The sequence below is a fragment of the Fulvivirga kasyanovii genome, from assembly GCF_009711405.1.
GTDB classification, from domain to species: Bacteria; Bacteroidota; Bacteroidia; order Cytophagales; family Cyclobacteriaceae; genus Fulvivirga; species Fulvivirga kasyanovii.
In genome coordinates this window covers 1,585-4,044 of the sequence record NZ_SMLW01000280.1, presented here as the reverse complement: position 1 = coordinate 4,044, position 2,460 = coordinate 1,585, and the positions used below count along the sequence as shown (strand labels likewise).

The following is a 2,460-nucleotide window of genomic DNA, read 5'->3' as shown; positions in this document are numbered from 1 at the left end:
GACTTAAATAATGATGGTCTTAACGATTTTATTGCAAATGGTGATGAAATTTATTGGGGCATTAATAACGGCGATAGTACTTTCACTACTAGAGCTTTACCCTTAAGCAAAATCTTTGTGCAGGATGTAATTATTCTTGATTACAACAACGACAATTTTTTAGATATAGCTGTAATAAAAACATCGAGTCGATGGTCAAATGAACATAGTTCTGTCTTGCTGTGGAAAAATAATGGAGGTCAATATTTTTCAGGACCTTATACAATCGTTTCTTCAATCGACTATGCAAATTCTCTTGTTACCTTAGATTATAATGACGACAACTATGATGACTTGGCTATTGGCAGGGACTATAATAGTCCTAAAATAACTTATAGTAATGGGACTGTTTCCGGGTGGTCTTTAGAGGCACTGGTTGAGTCAGATGGTTTTTCCTCTTTTATTTCGTTGGATGATATGAATAATGATGGAAACATAGATGTAATTTCCAATGGTGGAGGATGGCTTCATCTGAATGATCAAGAGTTAAAAGCGTCAACAGGTCATTCGTCTTTTGTAGAAACCTCTGATGTCGATAGAGATGGGATGATTGATATTATTGTTGAAGATAGCTATGACAGGGGATTAGTGGTTTTAAAAAATACTGGTACAGGGTTTGAAAAGCAAAAAATACTTGGAACAGGTGGTCAAAGTTTTGTGTCTATTGAAATGTATGACTTCGACTCTGATGGTGACGATGATTTAGTCACTGCAGGTCGGAGTTACCCACATGGCATTGGCTATTTTGAGAATATAGGAAATGGAAATTTTAAAGCATACGAGGCCGCATTCTTAAGAGTACCCAATGACAATGCATTTGCAGTTGGCGACTTAAATGGTGATGGTGTCGCAGACGTAATTTATTCAGATTTAGGTGATCACACAGTAAAAGTTATGTATGGAGGCATTGAAGAATTTGAAGGCATTTTAGCTGATTTTTCCTTACCTGAAATAACTTGTTTGTCTGAAGAGATAAAGTTTAATCAAACAAGCCGAGGTCTGGACATTGTGGAGTGGTATTGGACATTTGGAGATGGGTCATATTCAACTGAACGTAACCCATCTCATAAATTTACCACGTCAGGCTTATACAATGTGAAATTAAAAGTAACCAATACACGTGGACAATCTGATGTAGTCGAAAAGCTAATTGAGGTATTCGATAATCCGGTATTTGATGATATAAATGTTTCTTATTGTGGTAATGGAAGTTATGGAGCCGTATCTATTCAACTGGATTCGATGTATCAATACAAATGGTATTATAACAATAATTCGGACACACAACCATTTCATGAAGGAAGCCAATATACAGGCAATATGTGGGCAAATTCCATTTACTATGTTGAGGCAATTGACACATTAGGGTGCAAGACCATTAATAGGTTTGAAGTTCTGGCAACAAAACGGGGAATACCGGCTATACCTAATATCATAAGTGAGGCTTCAAGTACGCATGGTCCAACGGAGTTACACATTCAAACTGACTATGACTCAAACACGGGAAATGTTTATTGGTATAATTCTATAGACGACGAACAACCCTTTAAAGTCGGTGTCGAAATATTCGAATATGTAGAGAATACAAGAAGAGTTTATTACAAAGCAGTCAGTAATTATGGGTGTGAAAGCCAAATGGGCTTTGTGGATTTAATCGTAATTAACCAACCTTCACCAAATCCTTATTTCATTTGGGGGGATCCTACTGAAGCTTCAAATTGGTCTGAGGGTCTTGACATTACAAAAACACAAAATAATGAGTATCTAGTGCTAGGAAAAACAAGAGGTAATTTAAGTGTAGGAAACTTAACCATTGAAACTGATGAATCCTATAGATTTATTATAACCTACAACTCAGATAATGAACCAGTAGGTCTGAGTAAAATAGTATCATATGATAAAGCAAGTATGATCTCTTACAGTGATAATATATTTGTTGATAGTGAGGATAACCTTTATTACATAAACTCTTTTACTACCGGGAATGTTACAATCGGGGATTCAACTATTACAATTTCTACCAGTGGTTATAATAGCCAAAGGATTATTGCGAAATTGGACAAAAAAGGAGATTTATTGTGGTATAGAGCAATTAATGGGTATGCGAAGTACAAAAATGATAAAATATATATTTTAGAAGGAACATTTTTGACCACTTTAAACAAAGATGGAAGTGTTGAGAGTTCTACTAATTTGCCCATATCTTCAGACAATTTTTCCGTCAATTCTTCTGGAGATATAATAATGGCCAATACTTATTATTCTAGTGAGGTAATTATTGGTGACTCCGTTTTCATTAAACCTCCAGATGAATGGTACCAGTCATTAATCTTTGGTTATAATCAAGAGGGGAGTTTACTTTTTGCAAAGAGAATGCCTTTTGAAAAGAGTGCCAAAATTAGTAGCATAGAAAGGATTCAG

General features: G+C 35.3%; 1 protein-coding gene. It reads left to right on the top strand.

What is annotated here, in order from left to right:
* A partial coding sequence (locus E1163_RS01940) for an FG-GAP-like repeat-containing protein (protein ID WP_155168912.1) occupies positions 1-2,460 on the top strand: 2,460 nt, incomplete at both ends.